Consider the following 22,616-nt stretch of genomic DNA (forward strand, 5'->3'; position numbering starts at 1 on the left):
ATGCGGGGCGGGCAGGGATCAGTGCAGGTTCGGCCCCAGCCAGCGCTGGGCCTCCTCCAGGGTCATCCCCTTGCGCACGGCGTAGTCTTCCACCTGATCGGGCTGGATCTGGGCCACGGCGAAGTACTTGCTGTCGGGGTGGGAGAAGTACCAGCCGGACACCGCCGCCCCCGGCCACATGGCGTAGGACTCGGTGAGCTGCATGCCGATGGCCTGTTCCACGTCCAGCAGCTCCCAGATGCTCCCCTTCTCGGTGTGCTCCGGGCAGGCCGGGTAACCGGGGGCCGGGCGGATGCCACGGTAGTTCTCGCGGATCAGCTCCTCGTTGGAGAGCGCCTCGTCCGGGGCATAGCCCCAGTGCACTTTGCGCACCTGCTCGTGCAGGTACTCGGCAAAGGCCTCCGCCAGACGGTCGCACACCGCCTGGATCAGGATGGCGTTGTAGTCGTCGTGCTCCGCCTTGTAGGCCTTGGCGATGGCCTCTTCACCGATGCCACCGGTCACCGCAAAGGCGCCGATCCAGTCAGGCTTGCCACTCTCTTTGGGGGCCACATAGTCCGCCAGACAGTAGTTCGGGAAGCCCTGCTTCTCGCTCTGCTGGCGCAGGTGGTGCAGCACTTTCTTCACTTCAGTGCGCGACTCGTCGGTGTAGACCTCGATGCTGTCCCCCACGGCGTTGGCGGGGAACAGGCCGACGATGCCGGCGCAGCGCACGCTCTGATCCTTCTCCAGCTGGTCCAGCATGGCGTTGGCGTCGGCAAAGAGGCGCGTCGCCTCCTCCCCCACCACTTCATCTTCCAGGATGCGGGGGAACTTGCCCGCCAGCTCCCAGCTGAGGAAGAACGGCGTCCAGTCGATGTAGGGGCGCAGCACCGCGATGGGCACGTTCTCGAACTTCTGCACGCCGGACTCCCGGGGCGCCGGCGGCTCATACCCCACCCAGTCCAGCTGATGGCGGTTGGCACGGGCCTCCGCCAGCGTGATGGGGCGCGAGCGCGGCTGCTTGCGGGCGTGCTGCTCGCGGGCAATCTCGTACTCCTTGTCGATGCGGGCGACAAACGCCTCCTTGAGATCCGCACTTAATAGGCTCTGGGCTACCCCCACGGCGCGGGAGGCGTTGGAGACATAGACCACGGGCTCGGAATAGTTCTGCTCTATCTTCACCGCAGTGTGCGCCTTGGAGGTGGTGGCACCGCCGATCAAGAGCGGCAGCTTGAAGCCCTGGCGCTCCATCTCTTTGGCCACGTGCACCATCTCGTCCAGGGACGGGGTGATGAGGCCCGACAGGCCGATGATGTCGGCGTTCACTTCCCGGGCCGTCTTGAGGATGGTCTCGCAGGAGACCATGACCCCGAGGTCAACTATCTCGAAGTTATTGCACTGCAGCACCACGCCGACAATGTTCTTGCCGATGTCGTGCACGTCTCCCTTGACGGTGGCGAGCACGATTTTGCCGTTGCTGGAGCCGCCGGACTTCTCCGCCTCGATGTAGGGTTGCAGGTAGGCCACCGCCCGCTTCATGACCCGGGCCGACTTCACCACCTGGGGCAGGAACATCTTGCCGGCGCCGAACAGATCGCCCACCACGTTCATGCCGTCCATCAGCGGCCCCTCGATGACGTGCAGCGGCCGCTCGGCCTGGGCGCGCGCCTCTTCGGTGTCCTCCTCGATGAAGTCGGTGATGCCCTTGACCAGGGCGTGTTCCAGCCGCTTGCCCACTGGCCAGCCGCGCCACTCCTGATCCCGCGGATCTTCGGCCTGGGCGCCCGCGCCGCGATACTTCTCGGCGATGGCCAGCAGCTCCTCGGTGGCGTTGTCATTGAGGTTAAGCACCACCGCCTCGACCTTCTCCTTGAGCTCGGCCGGGATGTCTTCATAGATGGCGAGCTGGCCGGCGTTGACGATCCCCATGTCCATGCCGTTCTTGATGGCGTGGTAGAGGAAGACGGCATGGATGGCTTCGCGCACCGGCTCGTTGCCACGGAACGAGAAGGAGACGTTGGAGACACCGCCGGAGATCATGGCGTGGGGCAGGTTATCCTTGATGTCCTTCACCGCCTCGATGAAGTCCACCGCGTAGTTGTTGTGCTCGTCGATGCCGGTCGCCACCGCGAAGATGTTGGGGTCGAAGATGATGTCTTCCGGCGGGAAACCCACCCGGTCCACCAGGATGCGGTAGGCACGCTGGCAGATCTCGAACTTGCGGGCGCGGGTATCCGCCTGGCCCACCTCGTCGAACGCCATGACGATGACGGCGGCGCCGTAGCGACGCAGCAGTTTCGCCTGCTCGATGAATTTCTCCTCCCCCTCCTTCATGGAGATGGAGTTGACCACCGGCTTGCCCTGCACGCACTTGAGGCCCGCCTCCAGCACCTCCCACTTGGAGGAGTCGATCATCACCGGCACCCGGGCGATGTCCGGTTCCCCGGCGATGAGGTTCAGGAAGCGCACCATGGCCGCCTCGGCGTCCAGCATCCCCTCATCCATGTTGATGTCGATGATCTGGGCACCGTTTTCCACCTGCTGCTTGGCCACATCCAGGGCCTCGTCGTAGAGCCCCTCCTTGATGAGTCGCTTGAACTTGGCCGAGCCGGTGACGTTGGTCCGCTCCCCCACGTTCACGAACATGGATTCGGGGGTGATGATGAGGGGCTCCAGGCCCGACAACCGGCAAGCCACCGGCAGATCCGGCAGGGCGCGGGGCGTGATGCCCGCCACGGCGTCGCTCATGGCACGGACATGGGCCGGAGTAGTGCCGCAGCAGCCCCCCACCAGGTTGAGGAAGCCGCTTTGGGCCCACTCGCGGATATGCTCCGCCATCTCGACCGCATCCAGGTCGTACTCCCCGAAGGCGTTCGGCAGACCGGCGTTGGGGTGGGCGCTCACGAAGGTTTCGCTGATGCGGGAGAGCTCCTCCACGTACTGGCGCAGCTCATCGGGCCCTAGCGCACAGTTGAGGCCGAAGGAGACCGGTTTGACGTGGCGAAGGGAATGGTAGAAGGCTTCGGTAGTCTGGCCGGAGAGGGTGCGGCCGGAGGCGTCCGTGATGGTGCCGGAGATCATCACCGGCAGGCTGTAGCCCAGCTCTTCGAACACCAGGTCCACCGCGAAGGCTGCCGCCTTGGCGTTGAGGGTGTCGAAGATGGTCTCGATCAGGATGAGGTCGGCACCGCCCTCGATCAGGGCGTGGGTCGACTCGGTGTAGGCGGCCACCAGCTCGTCATAGGTGACGTTGCGCTTGCCCGGGTCGTTCACGTCCGGCGAGATGGAGGCGGTACGGTTGGTGGGCCCCAGGACCCCGGCCACGAAGCGCGGCTTGTGGGGCTCTTTCGCGGTCCACTCGTCCGCCACGGCGCGGGCCAGGCGGGCCGCCTCCCGGTTGATCTCGGCAGAGAGATCCTCCATCTCGTAATCGGCCATGGCGATGCGGGTGGCGTTGAAGGTGTTGGTCTCGAGGATGTCGGCGCCGGCGGCGCAGTACTGGTCGTGGATCTCGCGGATCACGGCGGGACGACTCAGCACCAGCAGGTCGTTGTTTCCCTTGATGTCGGTATGCCAGTCGGCAAACCGCTCCCCCCGGTAGTCCGCCTCACCGAGCTTGTAGCCCTGGATCATGGTGCCCATGGCCCCGTCGATGATCAGGATCCGCTCCTTGAGACAGGCTTCCAGCTTGTTTGTCACATCCGACTTTTTGTTCGACACCGCTCGTTCCTCTTACATCCATGCAACTGCGTAAACAGCATCCTAGCAGCAAACAAATCAAATGGAAATCTAGCCGTCTATCTGTCCGAAGATTCGAGCATATACTCATAAGTAGGTAATGAGTAAGATGTGGCCCAAGAGTACCCTATGCCCGTCCTCAAGAGGGATACGTGCTTGCTGTTTACTAAAAAAGAGAAAAACAACTATGAGCGTCTACTACACACTCTGCTTCCTGGCAGCGTTGGCGATCTTTATCGCCTTTGCCAACCAGTATGTTGTGAAGATCCAGACCACCATCGCCATCACCGCCGGCTCCATGCTGATCTCCGCGCTGATGGTGCTGTTCGGCAAACTGGGTTGGTTCAATCTGGAACCCCTGGCCGTCAAGACCATGGAGAGCATCGACTTCCAGAACTTCCTGCTGAAGGGGATCCTGGGCTTCCTGCTGTTCGCCGGCGGACTTGGCATCAACCTCAAGGCATTGCGCAGCCAGAAGTGGGAGATCACCATTCTCTCCATCGCCGCGACCCTGCTCTCCACCTTCCTCATCGGTTACGGCTTCTGGTTCATAGCCAGGCTGCTGGGCTGGGATGTGCCGCTGGTCTACTGCATGCTGTTCGGTGCCCTGATCTCCCCCACCGACCCCATCGCCGTGCTGGCCATCGTCAAGAAGATGAAGGCGCCACCCCAGATTGCCATCCAGATCGAGGGGGAGTCCCTGTTCAACGACGGCGTCGGCCTGGTGATCTTCGCCACCGTGTTTGCCGTGGCCTTTGGCGGTGTCGAGCCCACCTTCACCAGCGTGGCCGGCCTGTTCCTGCATGAGGCCCTCGGCGGCATCCTGTTCGGTGCCGTGCTGGGCCTCATCGCCCACGTGATGATCAGCGCCACCGATGATGGCTCCCTGGAGCTGCTGCTGACCCTCTGCATCCCGACCGCCGGCTTCGCCTTCGCCAACATGATCGGCGTCTCCGGCGCCCTGGCCATGGTGGTGACCGGCATCATGATCGGCAACTGGACCCGCCACTCCGGCTTCTCCGAGCAGAGCAGCCATCACCTGGATCACTTCTGGGAGTTGATGGATCAGTTCCTCAATGCCCTGCTGTTCCTGCTGATCGGTCTGGCGCTGGTGCTGCTGGATCTCGCCTGGCAAGACTGGATCCTGCTGGTCATCGCGGTGCCGCTCTGCCTGGCCTCCCGCTTCATCAGCGTCTCCCTGCCCTATGTGGCCTTCCGCAAGTTCCGCAGCTACAACACCTTCTCGGTGCGCATCCTCACCTGGGGCGGTCTGCGCGGCGGTCTGGCCATGGCCATGGCACTGGCGCTGCCCTCCGGCGTCATGATGCTGCCGGAGCACGGCGTCGATCTGCGCCAGGTGATCCTGGTGATGACCTACTCGGTGGTGATGTTCTCCATCGTGGTCCAGGGCATGACCATCACCCCCATGATCACCGCGGCCAAGAAGGCCTGTGGCGACGCCTGAGCCACTCCCTGACTGGCCACCTGAAAAAGGGCTCCCTCGGGAGCCCTTTTCGTTCGTCCTGACCGGGCAGGGAGAGCCCCCGCCCCGTCACGACACAATTAGTGTTTGCTTTTTATGCTTTTCGAGGAGAGAATGCGCGCCGGCTAGTTAATCAGCCCTGATTATGTTCGCAATGCTTCACCTCACGATGAATCCTGCCAGTACCCGCATAACCTTCTTCTGATTTACTCGCCTTGAGAACCGTTCAGGCTGTCTGCCTGCGTTGCCCGGCTCTCACGGTGCAGACCCGATCTGCCCACTCCCAAGTAGCATCATGCATCCGCATGGTCCTTGGCGCATTCCTTGAAAGTGCAGACGCCCCTGAACCGGGCTGGGTATTCCTGCGCGCCCGTCAGCCAGAGATCTGACCGCGCCCATTGACCTGACATTTGCCAACACAAGGAGCAAACACTTAATTTATATAGAGAAATACCATGATGAAAAGCGTACAAACCCGCAAACCCCTGCGTCGCAGCAAACCCATCAACCTGCCTGTGCAAGAGCACGACGACGATGCGTTTCTGATCCAGTTCAGCACCCGCTTCAGCGGTGGCTTCGCCATCTCCTGCGATGGCATCCCGGGCGAGTTCTCCATCGAAGAACTCAACTGATCCTGCGTGATGCAGGCAGGCCGCATCTCACGGCGGCCCCTTGCACTCTTAGTCCCGGACAGTCCTAGACCTGGCAGGCAGCCGGTTCAGGCACCTCCAGCAGCAGGCACTCCTCTTCGCTGTCACCCAGTCTGACCCGATTGCACTGACTCAGCCCCAGTTTGGCCAGTAGCCGGACCGAGCGTTCATTGCCCGGAGTGACGATGGCAACGACCCGGTTTACCCCCAGCCTCTCACGACCATCCTGCAGCGCCGCCCGCGCCGCCTCAATGGCGTAGCCCTGCCCGCGCCAGGCCGGCAGGAAGGCGTAGCCGATGTCTTCACAGGGCAGGGTATCGCGCCGGATCAGGCCGCAGATACCGAGGCTGGCACCATCTTCCCGCCGCGTCACCAGGTAGAGGCCGTGGCCGTGACGGGCATAGCTCACCATAGGTCCCTGCTGAATGTACTCTTCCGCATCCCCCTGCGTGCGCAGACCCCGATCGCCGATGTAGCGGTGGAAGTCGCCGTCGTTGAGCAGCTCGAGAATGAAGGGGGCGTCGGCAGGGGTCAGTTCGCGCAGCATCAGGCGCTCGGAGAGGATCATGGCAAGGGCTCCATTCAGCAGAAACAGGCCCCAAGACTGCGCCCGCCGCCCGCCCTTGGCAAGGGCCTGCCGACATTTCTGCCGGGATGACATGAGCCGCGCCGCGCTTCCCGCTATACTGCCCACCCCACGACAACCCCATGCAACAGGCAGGAGAGCCACCATGACCGGGACCCCCGAATTCTTTGACGAAGAGACGCTGCTGGAGATGGTGGAAAACCAGCTCGCCGACGGCCATCCCCTGCAGGTGAAGGCCACCCTGATGCGGCTGGTGATGAAGGGCACCCCGCGGGAGGAGGCGCTGCAATACATCGCCTGTGCCCTAGGTGCCGAACTCATGGCCATGGAGGCCGAGCAGGGCCCGTTCAACCTGACCCGCTACGCCGAGTTCCTCGACAGCCTGCCCGAGATGCCCTGGGCCGAGTAAGCCCCCTCGTTAGGCAAGGCGGGTGACCAGCCATTATCATTACTCCCACCACCAATGACGGGAGTATGGGGACATGCGCTGGCAAGATCGCCGTGAGAGCAACAACGTGGAAGACAGGCGCCAGGAGGGCGGTGGCAGCGGGGGTGGCGGCCTGCCCATCGGCGGCAAAGGGCGCCTCATCCTGCTGCTGGTAGTCATGGTGGCGGGCTATTACGGCGTGGACCTCAGCCCCCTGCTCGACGAGCCGGCCCCGCAGAGCCAGACCCAGCGCCAGAACCCGTCACAGGCATCAAGCGATCCTCTCGCCCGCTTTACCTCGGTGATGCTCGCCTCCACCGAGGATGCCTGGGACAAGCAGTTCCAGCAGAGCGGCAAGCGCTACCAGCCTCCCAGACTGGTGCTCTATCGCGGGGCGACCCGCACCGGCTGCGGCCAGGGCCAGTCGGTGATGGGGCCCTTCTACTGCCCGGCGGATAGCACCGTCTACATCGATCTCTCCTTCTATCAGGACATGCGCGACAAGCTGGGTGCCGACGGCGACTTTGCCCAGGGTTACGTGATCGCTCACGAGGTGGGCCACCATGTGCAGCACCTGCTCGGCATCTCCACCAAGGTGCGCCAGCAACAGCAGGGGCTGAGCCAGGTTGCCCAGAACCGGCTGTCGGTCAGGCTGGAGCTGCAGGCCGATTGTCTTGCCGGCGTCTGGGGCCACTACATGGAACAGGAGCAGGTGCTGGAGCGTGGCGATCTGGAGGAGGCCCTCAACGCCGCCCAGGCCATAGGTGACGACCGGCTGCAGCAGCAGGGCCAGGGCCGGGTCGTGCCGGACAGCTTCACCCACGGCACCTCGGCCCAGCGCCTCGCCTGGTTCAAGAAGGGCTTTGACAGCGGCAGCCCCGCCAGCTGCGACACCTTCGCCGCCCGCTGAACGCAGTCAGCACGAGGGGCCGGCTCTTTCGGGAGCCGGCCCCTTCTGTTTACCGCCGGCCAGGGCTACCTCTCATACGGGGCCGCCCGCCAGCAGGTCGGTGAAGACAAAGCCGTCCCGCTGCACCGTCTCTCCCACCCGGACCGCCAGGGGGCGGAGGAACATGGGCCCGTCGTACACCAGGGTGTGGAACTCGCCGTTCTCGCCGCAAGGATCCACCCCGGCGGGCAAGGCCGCGAGGAGCCCCGAATCAAATTCATGCCCCCCCAGGGCGACATCCAGCTTCCCCGGATCCAGGGTGCAGATCCTCGCCTTGAGCCCGGCAGCCATCATCTCCCTGGCCAGATCCGTGGTGTCGCTGCCCCAGAGCGGGAACAGCGGCGTGATCCCGGTACCCGCCAGCTGCTTCTCCCGGTAGGCCCGCACCTCCTCGAGGAAGAGATCGCCGAACGCCACGTGGTGGATCCCCTGCACCAGCACCCCGGCAATGAAACCCGTCATGATGCGGCCGTACTCCTCGTTGCTGCAGGGCCAGGGCAGATCGATGCAGTGCAGGGGCAGCCCCACACACTCGGCCTGCATCTCCAGCAGGCGCTTGCGCACCCCGTGCATGGCGACCCGCTCGAAGGCCTCGTTGAGGGTGGTGAAGAGCCCGACCACTTCGATGGAAGGATCCTGGCGCAGGCGATGCAGGGCCCAGGCGCTGTCTTTGCCGCTGCTCCAGGAGAGCAGCACCTTGGTCTTGGTCATGATTTCTCCGACTGTCCCGCCCCGGCAAGAAGCTGAAAGACAGTGTTGCAAATTGTGCGATTTACATTGCGGGATACAAAAGCATACCCTCGTGGTTGAGCGTATCCCCGCAGAGCATGGGGGAGAATAACTAAAAAAACGATGGGAAACATAAGGATATGAGTACAGTCAGCACACCTCACGACCACGGTCGTCCCCTCAATCGACAGGACTACAAGACCCTGAGCCTGGCTGCCCTCGGCGGCGCCCTCGAATTCTACGACTTCATCATCTTCGTCTTCTTCGCCGTTGTCATCGGCGAACTCTTCTTCCCGGCCGACATTCCCGAGTGGCTGCGCCAGTTCCAGACCTTCGGCATCTTCGCCGCCGGCTATCTGGCCCGCCCCCTGGGGGGCATCATCATGGCCCACTTCGGCGATCTCATCGGCCGCAAGCGCATGTTCACCCTGAGCATCATCATGATGGCGCTGCCAACCCTGCTGATCGGCCTGCTGCCCACCTATGCCGCCCTCGGCATCGCCGCGCCTCTGCTGCTGCTGCTGCTGCGGATCCTGCAAGGTGCCGCCATCGGCGGCGAAGTGCCGGGTGCCTGGGTCTTCGTGGCCGAGCACGTACCCGCCAAGCGGGTTGGCGTCGCCTGCGGCACCCTCACGGCGGGACTGACCGCCGGCATCCTGCTCGGCTCCCTGGTCGCCACCGCCATCAACCGCAGCATGAGTCCGAGCGATGTGAGCGAGTGGGGCTGGCGCCTGGCCTTCGTTCTCGGCGGGGTATTCGGCATCGTCGCCATGTACCTGCGCCGCTGGCTGCACGAGACCCCGGTCTTCGCCGAGATGCAGGCCAACAAGTCCCTGGCCGAGGAGCTGCCGCTCAAGACGGTGCTGCGCGAGCACAAGGGCAGCGTCGTCGTCTCCATGCTGCTGACCTGGCTGCTCTCCGCCGGCATCGTGGTGGTGATCCTGATGACCCCCACCTACCTGCAGAAGGTGCACGGCATCAGCCCTGCGGATGCCCTGACCGCCAACTCCCTGGCCATAGTCGCGCTCACCCTGGGCTGCATCGTCTACGGCCGCCTGATAGACAGCCTCGGCAGCGGCCCGACCTTCATCCTGGGCTCCCTGCTGCTGGCCGGCTCCGCCTACGCCTTCTATCACGGTCTGGCGGCCGGTACGGAGCAGCTTGTTCCCCTCTACATGCTGGCGGGATTTGCGGTGGGGATCGTCGGCGCCGTGCCCTACGTCATGGTCAACGCCTTCCCGGCAGTGGTGCGCTTCTCCGGGCTCTCGTTCTCCTACAACGTGGCCTACGCCATCTTCGGCGGCCTGACGCCCATGCTGGTGACCCTGTGGATGAAGAGCGACGTGCTGGCCCCTTCCCACTACGTGGTCAGCCTGGCCGGCCTCGGCTTCGTGCTCGGCTGCTGGCTCTGGCTGCGTCAGCGCGGCCAACGCCAGGTCACGCCCCAGGCAGCCTGATCGGCCTGCGCCGGCGACGCCTGATGACATGAGATGAACAGGGGCCCCGACTGTCGGGGCCCGCTCGTTCCGGCTATATTCAGCCGGGCTCCTGTAGAGTTGCCACCCCCCTGGGTCGGATCCGTCGTCCGCCCCCCTGTTTTTGCCAACCCCCCCGAGGTGCAAGATGTTCTTCCAGGTCGTATTTCTCGCCTTGCTGGCCCTGCTGCCCATGGTCAACCCCCCCACCACGGCCACCCTGTTGCTGGGCCTGAGCAAGGGGATGTCCCGCGAGCACATTCGCCGCCAGATCAATCTGGCCGCCCTCTATCTGTTTGCCACCCTGTGCGTCAGCTTCTTCATCGGATCCTCCATTCTGGATCTGTTCGGGATCTCCATCCCCGGGCTGCGCCTCGCCGGTGGCCTCATCATCGCCTTCATCGGTTTTCGCATGTTGTTCCCGGCGCCGAGCCAGGCCACCGAGAATGACATCAACCAGAGCATCGCCTTCGTGCCCCTCACCATGCCCAGCATGTGCGGGCCGGGCACCATGGCCCTGGTCATCAGCGGCGCCGCCCAGATCGCCGAGTTGCCGGCAGACTACAATCGTTTTGTCATCTACTCCGGCATGGTCACCGCCTTCGCCCTGATGAGCCTGCTCAGCTGGGGCGTGCTGAAACTGGCGGATCCGGTGTGCAAGATCCTCGGCGCCACCGGGATTGACGCCATGACCCGCATCATGGGCTTCCTGTTGGTGTGCATGGGCATGCAGTTCTGCATCAACGGCGTCAAGGAGGTGGCCCAGGATCCCGTGTTCCACGGTCCTGCCGCAGTCCAGGTCGAGCACCCCGTGCCTGTAGCGGACAAGGAGACCTTGCCACAGGCACCGAGTACCGCCCCCTGACAGGTGAGCCTGCCTCGAACGCATTGCGATGTTTTTTTGTACAGCTGGCATTCAGCCGGGTGGGCCTAGAATGGATCCGGCACATCAACCCTCAGGAGAGATACCATGGAAGATACGCTGACCGAGATTGGAAGCTACAGCCTGTTTCACGAGTATCTGAACGTGGTCGGTGTCGATGGCCCCACCCCCGCCCAAGGTACGCAGGGGTGGGAATACAAGGAGGCCGACCGCCTGGTGGCCCTGATCAAGCGCGATGCCAAGGGCCACACCCGCTACTACATCGATGCCCGCGCCATCTCGGTCAATTGACACCGATTATTCTGCAAGCCCCGGCCTACTGACCGGGGCTTTTTGTTGTCTGTGACCCCTGAATAGCAAAACCCCGGCAAGGGCCGGGGTCTGAATGTGTCGGGTTACCTCTTTGCGCGGCTAACCCAACCTACGAAGTGCCGCCCACGGTGAGCTGATCCAGCTTGAGGGTGGGCTGGCCGACACCGACCGGCACGCTCTGCCCCTCCTTGCCGCAGACCCCGACCCCGCGATCCAGCGCCAGATCGTTGCCCACCATGGAGACCTGACTCATGGCCTCGGGGCCGTTGCCGATGAGCGTGGCACCCTTGATGGGGGCAGTGATCCTGCCATCCTCGATGAGGTAGGCCTCGGAGGCGGAGAAGACGAACTTGCCGGAGGTGATGTCCACCTGGCCGCCGCCGAAGTTGGGGGCATAGATGCCGCGCTTGACCGAGGCGATGATCTCCTGGGGATCCGACTCCCCGGCCAGCATATAGGTGTTGGTCATGCGCGGCATCGGCAGGGCGGCGTAGGATTCGCGCCGGCCGTTGCCGGTGAGCGGCACGCCCATCAGGCGGGCGTTCTGCTTGTCCTGCAGGTACCCCTTGAGGATGCCGTTCTCGATCAGCACGTTGTAACCGCCCGGTGTCCCCTCGTCGTCGATGGAGACGGAGCCGCGACGGCCCACCAGGGTGCCGTCATCGACGATGGTGCAGAGCTTGGAGGCCACCTGCTCGCCGATGCGACCGGCGAAGGCGGAGGAGCCCTTGCGGTTGAAGTCCCCCTCCAGGCCATGGCCCACCGCTTCATGCAGCAGCACGCCGGGCCAGCCGGCCCCGAGCACCACCGGCATGGTGCCGGCCGGGGCGTCGATGGCTTCCAGGTTGACCAGCGCCTGGCGCACGGCTTCGCGCACATAGCCGAAGGCGCGGCTCTCCAGCCCGTCCAGTTCTAGGAAGTAGTCGTAGCCGAAGCGACCACCACCGCCGGCGCTGCCGCGTTCCCGGCGCTCCCCCTTCTCGGCGATCACGGTCACCGAGAGGCGCACCAGGGGACGCACATCGGCGGCGAGTGTGCCGTCGGTGGCGGCCACCAGGATCTCTTCATAGACGCCGCTGATGGAGGCCATCACCTGATTGATGGCGGGATCCAGGCTGCGGGCGAACTTGTCCATCTGCTCGAGCAGGGCGATCTTCTGCTGTTTGTCGAGGGTCTGCAGGGGATCCATGGCCGGATAGAGCAGGTTCGCCTCCGTGCGGGCCCAGGCCTTCACCTTGCCCTGGGCACCGGCGGCTGCGATGCCGCGGGCGGCGGTCACCGACTGCTGCAGCGCCAGCAGGCTCAGCTCGTCCGAGTAGGCGAAACCGGTCTTCTCGCCGCTGACGGCGCGCACCCCGACCCCCTGATCGATGTTGTAGCTGCCGTCCTTGACGATGCCATCTTCCAGCATCCAGGACTCGTGCCAGCTGCGCTGGAAATAGAGGTCGCCGAACTCTACCTGATGGCTCATCAGGCTGCCGAGCAGCTGTTGCAGGCGCCCTTCGTCGAGATCATTCGGGGCCAACAGGGAGGCACTAACCTGGCTCAATAGACTCAAATCTTTCTCTCCAATCTCGATGTGAGATGTCGTAATGGTGAAATCCCGACCCTGGGTTCGATTCGCGAACCGTCAGCGGACGTCAAATACACTATAGGATTCGCGAACATCCGAGTACGCCGCCATGGGGCGAATCGAACCTGCGTATATTCACAACGGCTTGGCGTGTTGCAGCACCGGTAAACGGCTGCGCTTCAGTTCTTCACCACAGCATCAGAGCAAACGGGCGTGCTCCATCACGGGCATGGTGCGCTTCAGCTCGGCAACCAGCTGCTCGTCCATCTGTGCCAGCACCGTGCCACACCCGCTGTCCCGGCAGGCCAGCACCCGGCCCCAGGGATCGATCACCATGCTGTGGCCCCAGGTCTGGCGCCCCGTCTCGTGGGTGCCCCCCTGATTGGCGGCCACCACATAGCACTGGTTCTCGATGGCACGGGCCCGCAGCAGCGGCTCCCAGTGCGCCTCGCCGGTCACGGCGGTAAAGGCGGCGGGCACCAGCAACACGCGGGCACCGGCCCGGGCCAGCTGGCGATAAAGCTCGGGGAAGCGCAGATCATAACAGATCGAGAGGCCGAGGGGACCAAAGGGGGAGTCCAGCACCACGGGGGACGCCCCCGGACTGAAGGTTTCCGATTCCCGGTAACGGCCATGGTTGTCCGCCACGTCCACGTCGAACAGGTGGATCTTGTGATAGTGGCCCCTGAGCTCCCCGGCCGGATCGAACACCAGGGAGCTGGTGTGGATATGATCGGACCCGGGGATGGTGGTGGGCATGGCCCCGGCCACCAGCCAGATGCCGTGCTCGCGGGCCCACTCGGCCAGCTGGGCCTGGATGGGGCCGTCACCGATCGCCTCGGCCCCGTCCAGGTAGCCCTGACGCTCGCCAAACAGGGCGAAGTTCTCCGGCAGCAGGGCCAGCAGCGGCCGCCCGGCCGGCAACGCAGCCAGCTGGGCGGCGATCTCTTCCCGGTTATCCTGCCACTGACGGCCCGATACCAGCTGTATTGCGGCTAACCACATGACTCGCTCCTTGTCGTGTTCTCGGCCGGGAGGCTGACTGCCCCGGGCCCTCATGGTGCACTATGGCCCTTTACCCCGCGGGGTGAAAGTCTGCCCGTCTCAACGCTGACCTGGCCCGTCGTGCTTGGGGCTGAGCAGGAAGGGGGTCACCTCATGCGCCGGCAGGCTGGGAGCCACCGCATCGACAGCCTCCTTCTGCTCCTGGTTGAGCTTGATGCGAGCCCGGTTGCGCCCCGCCTCGATCAGTTTGGGATCATCCAGCGGGCCGGAGACCCGAAAATCGATGCGGGTCACCACGTCCACCACGGGTTCGAGCAGTTTGGAGAGCGCCAGCACATAGAGCCCGGTGATCGGGGTCAGGGAGAAGGCCGCCACCACCGGCAGGGTGCCCCCCAGGTTCGGCGAGAAGCTCAGTTCGTAGTCGAGGTGCCAGCGTACCAGGTCGGCGATCCCCTCCCCGCGCAGGTTGCCCGCCGCCCCCTTCATGTAGAAGTCGTTGTTCTCCACCACCCCCTGCCTGACCTTGGCCGAGGCGGACATGGACTCGAAGTAGAAGCCCTTGTCGAACACGTCGCGAAAATCGAGGCGCAACTTGCGCAGCAATGAGTCGAGGCTGAGCAGGGAGAGCAGCCGTGCCCCCTTGTCGTTGACCTCCCGCAGGGTCCCCCCCTCCAGCTGATAGTCGGCACTGCCGGCCAGGCTCTGCAGGTTCAGGCGGTAGGGGGTGTCACGCCAGGCCAGATCCAGCGCCAGCTTGCCCGGCGCATCGCCGATGGGCGAGGTAAAGCCAAGGCGCTTGAGCAGCATCTCGCTGTTCGGGGTCGCGAGGTGAACCCGGGCACGGGTCTGCATCTGGCCGCTGCGCGCCAGCCACTCGGCGCTGCCGGTCAGGGTGCTGCCGGCCAGGCGCATCTCCAGCCCCTTGAGATCGAGCCGGTTGGCGCCGGGGACCAGCTCCCCCTTCAGCTCGCCCAGGGGCAGTTTGCCGAAGCGGCAGTCCACGCAGCTGAAGGTGAGCCAGGGGATGGCATCCATGATGGCCTTGTCCTGTCGCTCATCGGGATCCGGGCTGAGATCGGCCCCCTTGCCTGACCAGTAGATGCGGGCGAACCTGGCGTCGACGGGCTGACGGGGTGCCACCGGCAGGCGAACCACCCCCATGACGTCCGGGCTGTCGATCACGACCTCGGTCGCCTGGTTCACCGGCCCCACGGTAAAGTGCACCGCCTTGAGGTTGGCGCTGCCGATGTCGGCACGGGCCAGCTGGCCATCGACCCACCACTCCTGGGGCAGGAAGGCGGGACCGACCACCGCCGCCCCCGTCTCCTCGCCCTTGCCGGGCAGCCAGCGTGCGAGCCGGGCCAGCCAGCCCGCCACGTCCGCCTGCTGCTGGTTGATGGTGAGCAGCATGGGCCTGTCCTGGATCACCCGCGCCCCGGGTTGACCGACATTGACTCGCACCCGGCTCAGGTATGCCGCCCCTTCGCCATAGACCAGGCGGCTCTGCATGTCGACGTCCGTCCCCAGCACGGCACGGATGTCGGCGCTGCCGTCCCTGCCCCGCGCCGTCACCCTGAGGGGAAGACGATCCCCCGGGGCCTTGGTCAGCGGCACCGGCAGATCCAGCCCCATGCCCTGCAGGTCGGAGTTCAGGGCGAGCTGGAAGCTGAAGGCCTGCTTCTCCGGCAGGGTCAGCCCCAGGGTCCCCGCCCAGTTGCTGCGCCCCTGGAGCATCGCCAGGGCGGGGATGTCCTGGCGCTGGCGACTGCTGTCCCAGCTGCCCTTGAACTTGAGGTCGGCCTGGTAGGCATGGGGCAGCCGCTTGCCCTGATAGTCCAGAGTCAGCGGCTGGTTCCACAGGCTGGCCTTGAGGTTGTGGATGCGCGTCTGCTCGTTGTCATACTCGAGTCGCCCCTCCACCTTCTCCAAGGGGAGGTCCAGGGAGGCGATCCTCACCTTGTTGTCGTGGAAGCTGGCGTCTCCGCTGGCCTTGACCTCGCCCTCTCCATCCAGGGGAATGTCCAGCTTGACCGTGCCCTTCATGGGACCGTGGATCTCCACCTCCCGCAGCGCCTTCCCCACCGAGTCGCCGAGGGGGGAATCCTGCAGATAGTCGCTGATGGCCTGCCCCTCCCCCTGGACCCTGGCATCCACATAGAGGTGGGCACCGGGGGAGAGATCCGGGATCCAGGCGTGCACCGAGTCGGAGCTCGCCTTGCCGAGCCGGGTCGCGCTGCTGCGCATGTCCAGCCCCGCATTCTGGAACAGGAGATCAATCTGCAGGTCGGTCAGCGGCTGCCAGCCGGGGAAGAATTCATAGGTGGCCTGCTCCAGGGGCACCGCCACCTGGAAGACCCCCTCTCCGTGTGCGTAGGGGAAGTCTTTGAACTCCCCGTACCAGAGCAGGTCTGCCCCCTTCGCCTTGCCCCCCTTGATGGCCCCGCTCAAGTAATCCACCAGATCGTCGCTCATCACGGCCAGGGGGTAGTAGCGATCCGCATGGGCCGCATTCTTGACGTCGATGCGGCCAGTCAGGGCGAGGAAGGGGTGCTCGAACAACTCGAGGCGAAAGCGGCTGACGAGGCGCAGGTCGGGGTTGTCCAGGGCGATGTCCTGGCCATAGAGCACCCAGCCTTCCGGCACCTGCCACCAGTCGAGCCGAGCGCTCAGGCTGTCGACCGGGATGGGCTCCTTGAAGTGACGGGCGGGGTCGACCTTCCCCTTGCCCAGGGTGAGGCGGGCGCTGCCACCGGTCGGGGTCAGCCAGAAGTCGCCATCCAGTTTCTGCAGGCCTGGCACGTCGTGCCAGGCCTGGGTCTCGAACCCCTTCAGCTGCCCGCTCAGGGACAGATCCTGCCAGTCGCCATCAGCCTGCAGCACCAGCTCCTGCAGCTGACCCCTGGGCCGGGTGCGCTTGAGGGTCTCGGTCAATTCGGGGTAGAGGCCGGACACCAGCTGGCTCAGGTTGGCGACCTGGTCGAGATCGATGGCAGGCACATAGCCCTGGATGCGGGAGCCCACCCGTTCGAGCTGGAGCCGGCTGCGCAGCCAGGTGGCACCGTCGAGCTTGAAGGTGACGTCGTGGCTCGCGAGCTGCCACTCCTCGCCGTCGCGGCGCAACTGGATCTTGCCGCCCCGCAGATCGAGTCGATGGGGCTCGCCTTTGGTTTCATCCTTCCAGATCAGATGGTTGTTGCCAAACGCCAGCAGGGAGTCTCCCAGCCTGCCGTCCGCAAAGTCGCTCCAGAGCTGGAAATCGAGCTGGCCGCTCACCGCTGGCTCGCCGGCGTGGATCCTGGCCAGCATGGGGCTGATGTCGAGCTCGCTGGCCCCCAGGTAGAGCTGACCCCTGAGGCGGTCGAGGCGCGCCTCGGGGGCATCCACGTCGATGATGAGATCCAGGGTGCTCTCGCCCATCCCGTTGATGAGGTAGGCCTTGCCGACCCCCTGATGACGCTTGCCGCGATTCTGCCAGCGCAGCTGGGCGATGCTGAGGGCACGCACCTCGCCGAACGCCGTGGTGAGGCTGAGGCGGCTGTCGTGAATGTCGAAGGTGGAGAGCTGGGTCAGCAGGAAGCGCAGCAGGGCTTCCTGCTGGTTCACGCCCTTGTCGTTGGCCGGGGTGGCCGGCTGGGTCAGATCCAGCGCGATGTCGCCGTCGCTCAGGAGCAGCTGGCCGAACACCGGCTTCCAGTCGTGGAGGGAGCGCCAGAAGTCGAGGTGGGCCCACACCTTGCCAAGGCGCAGGGAGAAGCGGCCCGAATCGGGGGCGATGACGAGCCCTTCCAGCTCGATGGCCGGGCCGCGCTGGGTCCAGTCCAGCCCGACGTGCCCGACGCTCACCTCCAGCTGGCTCTCCCCGAGCAGGGTCGCGATCACGGCCTGGCGGTGCTGGTTGAGCATGGGGCCGCCCAGTCGCACCACGCTGACCAGAATGGCCAGCAGTACGAAGAGGACTCCGAGGGCCAACCAGCCCCGACTCAGCCAGCGATAGATCAATTACATCATCACCACATCGAATTGTTCCTGCCCACAGAGCGGTTCGGACACCACCCTGACCTGCTTGCCGATGAAGACTTCCAGCTCGGCAAGGCTGTGAGACTCCTCGCCCCGCAGGTAGTCGGCCACGGAAGGGGCCGCATAGACGGTGAACTGATCCGCGTCGTAGGCGCGGTTGACCCGGATGATCTCCCGCAGGATCTCGAAGCAGACCGACTCCACCGTCTTGACCCGACCGCGCCCCTTGCACTCGGGGCACTCGGCGCACAGCACGTGCTCCAGGCTCTCGCGGGTACGCTTGCGGGTCATCTCCACCAGGCCGAGCTGGGAGAAGCCGTTGACGTTAGTCTTGGCCCTGTCTTTCGCGAGCGCCAGCTCCAGGCTGTGCAAGACCCGGCGGCGGTGATCCTCGGACTGCATGTCGATGAAGTCGATGATGATGATGCCACCGAGGTTGCGCAGCCGCAGGTGGCGGGCGATGGCGGCGGTCGCCTCGATGTTGGTATTGAAGATGGTCTCTTCCAGGTTGCGATGGCCCACGAAGGCGCCGGTGTTGATGTCCACCGTGGTCATGGCTTCGGTCTGGTCGATGATGAGGTAGCCGCCGGATTTCAGCTCCACCTTGCGCTCCAGGGCGCGCTGGATCTCGTTCTCCACGTCGTAGAGATCGAAGATGGGGGACTCCCCCAGGTAATACTCCAGCTTGCCGGCGAGCTCGGGCACGTACTCCTCGGTGAAGCGCTTGAGCTGGTCGAAGCTCTGGCGCGAGTCCACCCGGATCTTGTCGAGCTCGGCACCGACGAAGTCGCGCACCACCCTAAACGCCAGGCTGGGATCCTCGTAGAGGATCTTGCACGGCGGGTACTTCTGCTTGCGCTCCAGGATCTTGCGCCACAGGCGCTTCAGGAAGGCGGCGTCCTGCTCCAGCTCCTGCTCCCCCACCCCTTCGGCGGCAGTGCGGATGATGTAGCCGCCGAGCTCGTCCACGTAGCCGGCAACGGTGCGCTTGAGACGCTCACGCTCCGCCTCTGACTCGATGCGCTGGGAGACCCCCACGTGGGCGCTGCCCGGCATGAAGACCAGGTAGCGGGAAGGCAGGGTGATGTCAGTGGTGAGGCGGGCCCCCTTGGTACCGAGGGGATCTTTCACCACCTGCACCATGATGTCCTGACCCTGGCGCACCAGCTCGGCGATGTTGCCGGCCTGGAACTGCTCCTTCTCCTTGATCGCCACGCACTCGGTGTGGGGCACTATGTCGGAGGCGTGCAGGAAGGCCGCCTTGTCCATGCCGATATCCACGAAGGCCGCCTGCATACCGGGCAGCACCCGGCTGATCTTGCCCTTGTAGATGTTGCCCACGATGCCGCGCTTGGCCTGACGCTCCACGTGCACTTCCTGCAGCAGACCGTTCTCGACCAGGGCGACCCGGGTTTCGGAGGGGGTGACGTTCACCAGCAGTTCTACCGACATAAGTTACCTTGCCTGTTCCAGTGTTGAATTCAATGAAGCCAATCCGGCACAACTCGCGCAAGGAAAACGCAGCAGAGCCCAGCTGACGGGAAGTTACTTGAGCTGTTCCAGATGCTGTTTGATCAGCAGGTCCGTCTCCAGCAGGGGCAGGCCGACCACGGCGCTGTAGCTCCCCTCGATGCGGCTGACGAACTTGCCGGCAATGCCCTGGATGGCGTAGGCGCCGGCCTTGTCACAGGGCTCACCGGTGCGCCAGTAGGCCTCGATCTCCGCCTCGTCCAGCTTGCGAAACGCCACGTTGGTGGTGACCAGCCGCACGTCGCAGCGCTCCGGGGTGGCCAGGGCCACCGCCGTCATCACCTGATGTACCCGCCCGGAGAGTGCCTCCAGCATGTCCTTGGCGTCCAGCAGATCGGAGGGCTTCTCCAGCACCCGGTCACCCAGCACCACTATGGTGTCGGCACCCAGCACGGGCAGCGCCGTGGGGGCCGCGGCCACGCCGGCCATCGCCTTGTCCCGGGCCAGCCGGCAGACGTAGTCCTGTGGCTTCTCGTCCGCTTCCCGCTGCTCGGGGACATCCAGCCTGAGCACCTCGAAGCGGTAGCCCAGCTGGGTCAGGAGTTCGTGCCGGCGGGGCGAGCCCGAGGCGAGATACAGTTGCAGTTCGTTGTGCTTGTTCATATTCACTCAATGAGACGAGGAGCAGTCACAATCCGTTGTTTTTGCTCAGATTCATTTGATATTGAAGCGACGCCGCACCTTGCGCAAGACCATAAAAATCCAGGGCCATATTAACATCGTTGTCAACGTCGACCAAAAGTAGGCGAAATTGAGGCTGGCCCGGCTGAACAGGTGTTCGGCCCAGAACACGGTGATCTTCCCCACCAGGGAGAGCAGGCCGATGATCAGCGCCTGCTGCCAGAGGGAGAAGTTGCGGATCTTCTGGAACTGGAAGGCCGCCAGGTAGGTGGTGATGGCCATGGCCATGGCCCGCACCCCGAGGGTGCTGCCGAGCAGCACGTCCAGCAGCAGGCCCGCCACCCAGGCGGTACCGACGTTGGTGCGGTGCGGCAGCGCCAGCGCCCAGTAGATGAGCACCATGGCGAGCCAGTCCGGCCGGAAGGGCTCGAATTGAAAGGGAAGCGGCAGGATGGAGAGGCACAGGGCCAGCAGGATCGAGCACCAGATCCAGATCCTGCCGCTGGCGGGTTGCAGCATCAGTGCGTCGCCCCCGCCGCCGAGGTCGCCGTCGCCGCCGAGGCGTTCGCCGCGGGCTCCTCATCCTTGTCGTGCACGTCCGGTTTCTTGTCGGTCCACAGCAGCAGCAGGTAGCGCAGTCTGTCCAGCGCCACCAGGGGCTTGGCCTCGATCTGTGCGAAGGGTTTGCCCTCCACGTAGTCGGAACGGGTCACGGTGGCCACCGGATAGCCTTCCGGGAAGCGGCCGCCCAGGCCCGAGGTGACCAGCAGGTCGCCGACCTGGACGTCGGTGTTGCGCGGCAGGTTGCGCAGCTCCAGCTTGTCGAGCTCGCCGCTGCCGGAGGCAATGGCGCGCAAGTCGTTGCGCAGCACCCGCACCGGGATGCCGTGGCTGGAGTCGGTGATGAGCAGGACGCGGCTGGTGGTGGATCCAACGTGCAGCACCTGGCCGACCACCCCCTGATCGTTGATCACCGGCTGGCCGTTGTAGACGCCGTCCAGCGCCCCCTTGTTGATCAGCACCTGGTGGCTGAAGGGATCGGAATCCACCGACAGCAGCTCGGCCACCATCTTGCGGGACTCCTTGTGCACGGGGGAACCGAGCAGCTCCCGCAGGCGCTGGTTCTCGTGCTCCAGCTGATCCATCTTCAGCAGGCGCGAGCGCAGGGTGAACAGTTGCTGTTCCTGCTGCTTGGTCTGCTCGATGAGATCGGCACGGGTCTGCACCTGGGTCGACATGGTGTCGAGCAGGGTACCGGGGGTGTTGGCGATGTACTGCAGCGGGCTCACCAGGGAGCTCAGGTAAACGCGGACGTGGCTGAACACACCGAAGCGGGAATCCGCGACGATGGCAGCGACGGAGATGATGACGGCGAGAAACAACCGTAACTGAAGCGAAGGGCCTCTACCAAAGATGGGTTTCATGAGTCGTCAAAAAAGAGCCGGCGCTCGGCCGGCTTTGGGTCTTATTCGTAGTGGAACAGATCGCCACCGTGCATATCGATCAGCTCCAGCGCCTTGCCACCACCTCGGGCGACACAGGTGAGGGGATCTTCAGCCACGACGACCGGGATGCCGGTCTCTTCCATCAGCAGACGGTCGATGTCCTTGAGCAGGGCACCACCACCGGTCAGCACCATGCCGCGCTCGGAGATGTCGGACGCCAGCTCGGGCGGGGACTGCTCCAGGGCCACCATGACGGCGGAAACGATGCCGGACAGCGGCTCTTGCAGCGCTTCCAGGATCTCGTTGGAGTTCAGGGTGAAGCTGCGCGGCACCCCTTCGGCCAGGTTGCGACCGCGGACTTCGATCTCGCGCACCTCTTCGCCCGGGTAGGCGGAGCCGATCTCGTGCTTGATGCGCTCGGCGGTGGCTTCCCCGATCAGGCTGCCGTAGTTGCGACGCACGTAGCTGATGATGGCTTCGTCGAACTTGTCGCCACCGATACGGACGGACTGGGAGTAGACCACGCCGTTCAGGGAGATGATGGCCACTTCGGTGGTACCACCACCGATGTCCACCACCATGGAACCGGTCGCTTCGGAAACCGGCAGGCCGGCACCGATGGCGGCAGCCATGGGCTCATCGATCAGGTAAACCTCACGGGCACCGGCGCCCAGGGCGGATTCCTTGATGGCGCGACGTTCCACCTGGGTGGAGCCGCACGGTACGCACACCAGCACGCGCGGGCTGGGGCGGAAATAGTTGTTGTCGTGAACCTGCTTGATGAAGTGCTGCAGCATCTTCTCGGTCACGTAGAAATCGGCGATCACGCCGTCTTTCATCGGACGAATGGCGGAGATGTTACCAGGGGTACGACCCAGCATCTGCTTGGCGGCATGACCGACAGCAGCGACCGATTTGGCGTTCCCGCGCTCTTGGCGAATGGCGACAACTGAGGGTTCGTTAAGGACGATCCCTTGATCTTTTACATAGATCAGGGTGTTGGCAGTTCCCAAGTCGATCGACAGATCGTTGGAAAAGACGCCTCTGAGCTTTTTGAACATGGCTACGGGAAATCCTAAGAATTTTGAGGTGCAGAAAACCGGCTAACTTTACCAATGCCCACCCCAATGGGCAAGCGCTCAAACTGTCGCCAATCAATCAGGCGCGACAAAAATGCGAGTCATCACTCACCCGCACAAGCCGACAAACTC

18 protein-coding genes are annotated in these 22,616 nt (G+C 64.4%); 7 read left to right on the plus strand and 11 right to left on the minus strand.

Annotated elements, in window-relative coordinates; translation table 11 throughout:
- Positions 1-18: 18 nt before the first annotated feature.
- Positions 19-3,702 (minus strand): methionine synthase, encoded by a 3,684-nt coding sequence (metH, locus tag I6L45_RS04695; RefSeq protein WP_216983579.1) that lies wholly within the window; start codon positions 3,700-3,702, stop codon positions 19-21.
- A gap of 205 nt (positions 3,703-3,907) precedes the next feature.
- Here metH and I6L45_RS04700 point away from each other — a divergent pair, with 205 nt between their 5' ends.
- Together I6L45_RS04700 and I6L45_RS04705 are read left to right on the plus strand one after the other, a co-directional pair.
- Complete coding sequence (locus I6L45_RS04700) at positions 3,908-5,185, plus strand: sodium:proton antiporter (protein ID WP_210549289.1); 1,278 nt, start codon at positions 3,908-3,910, stop codon at positions 5,183-5,185.
- 476 nt (positions 5,186-5,661) lie between these two features.
- Positions 5,662-5,835 (plus strand): hypothetical protein, encoded by a 174-nt coding sequence (locus tag I6L45_RS04705; protein ID WP_167332213.1) that lies wholly within the window; start codon positions 5,662-5,664, stop codon positions 5,833-5,835.
- 64 nt (positions 5,836-5,899) lie between these two features.
- On the opposite strand, the gene I6L45_RS04710 is transcribed toward I6L45_RS04705, so the two are convergent.
- The gene (locus I6L45_RS04710; RefSeq protein WP_210549286.1) at positions 5,900-6,421 is read right to left on the minus strand and encodes a GNAT family N-acetyltransferase; all 522 of its coding nucleotides are present in this window, start codon (positions 6,419-6,421) and stop codon (positions 5,900-5,902) included.
- A 163-nt stretch (positions 6,422-6,584) separates the two neighbouring features.
- Here I6L45_RS04710 and I6L45_RS04715 point away from each other — a divergent pair, with 163 nt between their 5' ends.
- Both I6L45_RS04715 and I6L45_RS04720 read left to right on the plus strand, forming a co-directional pair.
- Positions 6,585-6,848, plus strand: a complete 264-nt coding sequence (locus I6L45_RS04715; RefSeq protein WP_216983580.1) for a hypothetical protein — start codon at positions 6,585-6,587, stop codon at positions 6,846-6,848.
- Between the two features lie 73 nt (positions 6,849-6,921).
- On the plus strand, positions 6,922-7,776 hold the full coding sequence (locus tag I6L45_RS04720; protein ID WP_216983581.1) for a neutral zinc metallopeptidase: 855 nt from the start codon (positions 6,922-6,924) through the stop codon (positions 7,774-7,776).
- Between the two features lie 72 nt (positions 7,777-7,848).
- Here I6L45_RS04720 and I6L45_RS04725 read toward each other — a convergent pair whose 3' ends face one another.
- Positions 7,849-8,526 carry an adenine nucleotide alpha hydrolase gene (locus I6L45_RS04725; RefSeq protein ID WP_216983582.1) on the minus strand — a complete coding sequence of 226 codons (678 nt, stop codon included), beginning with the start codon at positions 8,524-8,526 and terminating at the stop codon, positions 7,849-7,851.
- A 158-nt stretch (positions 8,527-8,684) separates the two neighbouring features.
- Between I6L45_RS04725 and I6L45_RS04730 the strand changes: the two genes are divergently transcribed.
- The 3 genes from I6L45_RS04730 (at position 8,685) to I6L45_RS04740 (ending at position 11,193) form a co-directional block, all read left to right on the plus strand.
- Positions 8,685-10,001 carry an MFS transporter gene (locus I6L45_RS04730; protein WP_134696225.1) on the plus strand — a complete coding sequence of 439 codons (1,317 nt, stop codon included), beginning with the start codon at positions 8,685-8,687 and terminating at the stop codon, positions 9,999-10,001.
- 166 nt (positions 10,002-10,167) lie between these two features.
- A complete protein-coding gene (locus I6L45_RS04735) occupies positions 10,168-10,884 on the plus strand; it encodes a MarC family NAAT transporter (RefSeq protein ID WP_210549279.1) in 717 nt (238 codons plus the stop codon).
- A gap of 105 nt (positions 10,885-10,989) precedes the next feature.
- Positions 10,990-11,193, plus strand: coding sequence for a hypothetical protein (locus I6L45_RS04740; RefSeq protein WP_210549277.1), 204 nt, complete (start codon positions 10,990-10,992; stop codon positions 11,191-11,193).
- A 130-nt stretch (positions 11,194-11,323) separates the two neighbouring features.
- On the opposite strand, the gene tldD is transcribed toward I6L45_RS04740, so the two are convergent.
- The 8 genes from tldD to I6L45_RS04780 all read right to left on the minus strand — a co-directional run bounded on the left by tldD (position 11,324) and on the right by I6L45_RS04780 (position 22,466).
- A complete protein-coding gene (tldD, locus tag I6L45_RS04745) occupies positions 11,324-12,772 on the minus strand; it encodes a metalloprotease TldD (RefSeq protein ID WP_216983583.1) in 1,449 nt (482 codons plus the stop codon).
- A gap of 213 nt (positions 12,773-12,985) precedes the next feature.
- Entirely contained in the window at positions 12,986-13,792 is an 807-nt protein-coding gene (locus I6L45_RS04750; RefSeq protein WP_216983584.1) for a carbon-nitrogen hydrolase family protein, read from the minus strand.
- Between the two features lie 99 nt (positions 13,793-13,891).
- The gene (locus I6L45_RS04755) at positions 13,892-17,791 is read right to left on the minus strand and encodes a YhdP family protein (RefSeq protein ID WP_216983585.1); all 3,900 of its coding nucleotides are present in this window, start codon (positions 17,789-17,791) and stop codon (positions 13,892-13,894) included.
- Positions 17,792-19,261 carry a ribonuclease G gene (gene rng / locus I6L45_RS04760; protein WP_043756908.1) on the minus strand — a complete coding sequence of 490 codons (1,470 nt, stop codon included), beginning with the start codon at positions 19,259-19,261 and terminating at the stop codon, positions 17,792-17,794.
- Positions 19,262-19,354: 93 nt separating this feature from the next.
- Positions 19,355-19,942 carry a nucleoside triphosphate pyrophosphatase gene (locus I6L45_RS04765; RefSeq protein WP_043756905.1) on the minus strand — a complete coding sequence of 196 codons (588 nt, stop codon included), beginning with the start codon at positions 19,940-19,942 and terminating at the stop codon, positions 19,355-19,357.
- 51 nt (positions 19,943-19,993) lie between these two features.
- Positions 19,994-20,479: a rod shape-determining protein MreD gene (gene mreD / locus I6L45_RS04770; RefSeq protein ID WP_010672635.1), complete on the minus strand. Its 486-nt coding sequence runs from the start codon at positions 20,477-20,479 to the stop codon at positions 19,994-19,996.
- Positions 20,479-21,384: a rod shape-determining protein MreC gene (mreC, locus tag I6L45_RS04775; protein WP_134696229.1), complete on the minus strand. Its 906-nt coding sequence runs from the start codon at positions 21,382-21,384 to the stop codon at positions 20,479-20,481. Before mreC ends, mreD begins: the two co-directional genes overlap by 1 nt.
- Before the next feature lie 41 nt (positions 21,385-21,425).
- The gene (locus tag I6L45_RS04780) at positions 21,426-22,466 is read right to left on the minus strand and encodes a rod shape-determining protein (RefSeq protein WP_005308111.1); all 1,041 of its coding nucleotides are present in this window, start codon (positions 22,464-22,466) and stop codon (positions 21,426-21,428) included.
- Between the last annotated feature and the right edge of the window lie 150 nt (positions 22,467-22,616).

It is taken from the genome of Aeromonas sp. FDAARGOS 1415 (assembly GCF_019048365.1).
In the GTDB taxonomy this organism is placed as follows: Bacteria; Pseudomonadota; Gammaproteobacteria; order Enterobacterales; family Aeromonadaceae; genus Aeromonas; species Aeromonas taiwanensis.

Coding starts and splice junctions, on each gene's coding strand:
- I6L45_RS04750 (WP_216983584.1), bottom strand. CDS start 13,792: ATGTGGTTAGCCGCAATACAGCTGGTATCGGGCCGTCAGTGGCAGGAT.
- I6L45_RS04735 (WP_210549279.1), top strand. CDS start 10,168: ATGTTCTTCCAGGTCGTATTTCTCGCCTTGCTGGCCCTGCTGCCCATG.
- mreC (WP_134696229.1), bottom strand. CDS start 21,384: ATGAAACCCATCTTTGGTAGAGGCCCTTCGCTTCAGTTACGGTTGTTT.
- rng (WP_043756908.1), bottom strand. CDS start 19,261: ATGTCGGTAGAACTGCTGGTGAACGTCACCCCCTCCGAAACCCGGGTC.
- I6L45_RS04715 (WP_216983580.1), top strand. CDS start 6,585: ATGACCGGGACCCCCGAATTCTTTGACGAAGAGACGCTGCTGGAGATG.
- I6L45_RS04780 (WP_005308111.1), bottom strand. CDS start 22,466: ATGTTCAAAAAGCTCAGAGGCGTCTTTTCCAACGATCTGTCGATCGAC.
- I6L45_RS04765 (WP_043756905.1), bottom strand. CDS start 19,942: ATGAACAAGCACAACGAACTGCAACTGTATCTCGCCTCGGGCTCGCCC.
- I6L45_RS04740 (WP_210549277.1), top strand. CDS start 10,990: ATGGAAGATACGCTGACCGAGATTGGAAGCTACAGCCTGTTTCACGAG.
- I6L45_RS04705 (WP_167332213.1), top strand. CDS start 5,662: ATGAAAAGCGTACAAACCCGCAAACCCCTGCGTCGCAGCAAACCCATC.
- I6L45_RS04730 (WP_134696225.1), top strand. CDS start 8,685: ATGAGTACAGTCAGCACACCTCACGACCACGGTCGTCCCCTCAATCGA.
- I6L45_RS04700 (WP_210549289.1), top strand. CDS start 3,908: ATGAGCGTCTACTACACACTCTGCTTCCTGGCAGCGTTGGCGATCTTT.
- I6L45_RS04710 (WP_210549286.1), bottom strand. CDS start 6,421: ATGATCCTCTCCGAGCGCCTGATGCTGCGCGAACTGACCCCTGCCGAC.
- I6L45_RS04720 (WP_216983581.1), top strand. CDS start 6,922: ATGCGCTGGCAAGATCGCCGTGAGAGCAACAACGTGGAAGACAGGCGC.
- I6L45_RS04725 (WP_216983582.1), bottom strand. CDS start 8,526: ATGACCAAGACCAAGGTGCTGCTCTCCTGGAGCAGCGGCAAAGACAGC.
- mreD (WP_010672635.1), bottom strand. CDS start 20,479: ATGCTGCAACCCGCCAGCGGCAGGATCTGGATCTGGTGCTCGATCCTG.